Source organism: Mesorhizobium sp. M7A.T.Ca.US.000.02.2.1, from assembly GCF_003996995.1.
GTDB lineage: Bacteria > Pseudomonadota > Alphaproteobacteria > Rhizobiales > Rhizobiaceae > Mesorhizobium.
In genome coordinates this window covers 1-2,063 of sequence record NZ_RZTT01000671.1, presented here as the reverse complement: position 1 = coordinate 2,063, position 2,063 = coordinate 1, and the positions used below count along the sequence as shown (strand labels likewise).

General features: G+C 64.5%; 2 protein-coding genes and 1 pseudogene. 1 reads left to right on the top strand and 2 read right to left on the bottom strand.

Annotated elements, in window-relative coordinates:
* Positions 1-54: 54 nt before the first annotated feature.
* Positions 55-1,056, top strand: coding sequence for a KpsF/GutQ family sugar-phosphate isomerase (locus tag EOD15_RS33340; protein WP_127321298.1), 1,002 nt, complete (start codon positions 55-57; stop codon positions 1,054-1,056).
* A gap of 166 nt (positions 1,057-1,222) precedes the next feature.
* Here the strand turns inward: EOD15_RS33340 and EOD15_RS33335 are convergent, their stop codons facing one another.
* Together EOD15_RS33335 and EOD15_RS33330 are read right to left on the bottom strand one after the other, a co-directional pair.
* On the bottom strand, positions 1,223-1,687 hold the full coding sequence (locus tag EOD15_RS33335; RefSeq protein ID WP_127269754.1) for an NfeD family protein: 465 nt from the start codon (positions 1,685-1,687) through the stop codon (positions 1,223-1,225).
* An 11-nt stretch (positions 1,688-1,698) separates the two neighbouring features.
* A pseudogene (locus EOD15_RS33330) lies at positions 1,699-2,063 on the bottom strand (SPFH/Band 7/PHB domain protein); the annotation flags it as partial.

Sequence of the window (2,063 nt, the reverse complement as noted above, 5' to 3'; positions counted from 1 at the left end):
CCTTGGGCCATTTCTGTTGGACAGCGCGCCGGCAAAGCGCTAATCGCATCAGCCATGCATGCGGGATCCCTGGATAAGAAGCCTTCGGACAGGCAAGCCTCGATCGCTTCGGCGCTGAGGACGGTGGCAACCGAACAGGCTGGGGTTGCAGCCCTTGCCGAGGCCTTGGAGAACGGATTGGCCGCGCCTTTCGCGCAGGCGGTCGAGATGATCTCCGGGATTGAAGGCCGGCTCATCGTCACCGGTGTCGGCAAAAGCGGCCATATCGGTTCGAAGATCGCCGCGACGCTGGCCTCGACCGGCACGCCGGCTTTCTTTGTCCATCCCGCCGAAGCCAACCACGGCGATCTCGGCATGATCGCCAGGGACGACGCCATCATCGCTATGTCGTGGTCGGGAGAAAGCAAGGAACTGATGGGCATCGTCGCCTATTCCAGGCGCTTCTCCATTCCGCTGATCGCCATCACCGCCGGAGAGACATCGGCGCTGGCGCGGGCCGCCGACGTCGTGCTGCTGCTGCCGCGCACGCCCGAGGCCTGCCCGCATGGCCTGGCGCCAACGACATCGACGCTGCTGCAACTGGTGATGGGCGACGCGCTGGCGATCGCGCTGCTCGAAGCACGCGGCTTCACGCCGGATCATTTCCGCACCTTTCACCCGGGCGGCCAGCTCGGCGCCAACCTGACGCAGATCCGCGACATCATGCATGTCGGCGACAGGCTGCCGCTGGTGGTTGCGGGCACCGGCATGCAGGACGCGATCCTGGAACTGTCGCGCAAGGGATTTGGCTGCGTCGCGATCACCGACGTCGAGGGTGCGCTGGTCGGCATCATCACCGATGGCGACATCCGCCGTCACATCGGCAGCAATCTGCTGGCGATGACGGTGGATCAGGTGATGACAAAAGGCCCGAAGACCGCGACGCCGGAGACGCTGGTGGCAACGGCGCTGCAGACCATCAACAATTCAGCCATCACCAGCCTGATGGTGGTGGAGGGCCGGAAACCAGTCGGCCTCATCCACCTGCACGACCTGCTGCGTATCGGCGCCGCCTAAGGTGTGCTGATCTTAAGGTGATGCCGGCCTGCAAACGACGGTTTCCTGCGCTTCCGGTGCTCACGTACCCAAAGTACGCTCCGCTCCGGTTCTCGGAACCCACCGTTTTCGACTCGGCCTGACCTGAATCTCAACACACCTTGTCCAAGCGGTGGGTTTCAAGAATTCAGACAGCCTCGACGGTCAATTCCAGATCCGTATCGGCCGCGCCCGTCACGCGCACTTGCGTGCCGGCCGGCAAATCCGGGCCGGAGACACGCCACAGCGTATCGCCCAGCTTGATGCGCCCGCGTCCATCCCGGATCGGCTCGGCAAGTGTCGCCATCCTGCCGACCATTTGCGCGCCGCGCCGGTTGAGCAGCGGCTGGTCGGTCGGGTCGTTGCGGCTGCCGACCAGCTTCTTGCCGACATAGGCCGAGACCAGCGACAGCGCCAGGAAGGCGAGGACCTGGACCTGCCAGGTCCAGAAGCCGGCGTCCCAGACCAGCAGCGACACGGCGCCGATGATCAGCGCGGCGATGCCGATCCACAGCATGAAGATACCCGGCGCGATGACTTCCATCACCAGCAGGATGAAACCGAGTACCATCCAGTTCCACGGGCCGAGTTCGGAAACGATGCGGTCGATCATTGGTTTCGACCTCAGTTGTCGGTTGGGCGAACGACCGGCGGGCGCGCGGCCTGCCTCTGCGAGCCGGTCGTGCCTTCGCTGCGGAAGACTTCCTTGGCGATTTCGCCAATGCCGCCGAGCGACCCGATCAGCGACGATGCCTCGAAGGGCATCAGCACGATCTTGCTGTTGGTGGCCGTGCCGATCCTGCCAAGCGCTTCAGTGTATTTCAGCGCTACGAAGTAGTTCAGCGCCTGCACATCGCCTTTGGAGATCGCTTCCGACACCACCTGGGTGGCGCGGGCTTCCGCCTCGGCCGAACGTTCGCGCGCCTCGGCATCGCGGAAGGCGGCTTCCTTGCGGCCCTCGGCCTCGAGGATCTGCGACTGCTTGAGGC

Coding starts and splice junctions, on each gene's coding strand:
- EOD15_RS33340 (WP_127321298.1), top strand. CDS start 55: ATGCATGCGGGATCCCTGGATAAGAAGCCTTCGGACAGGCAAGCCTCG.
- EOD15_RS33335 (WP_127269754.1), bottom strand. CDS start 1,687: ATGATCGACCGCATCGTTTCCGAACTCGGCCCGTGGAACTGGATGGTA.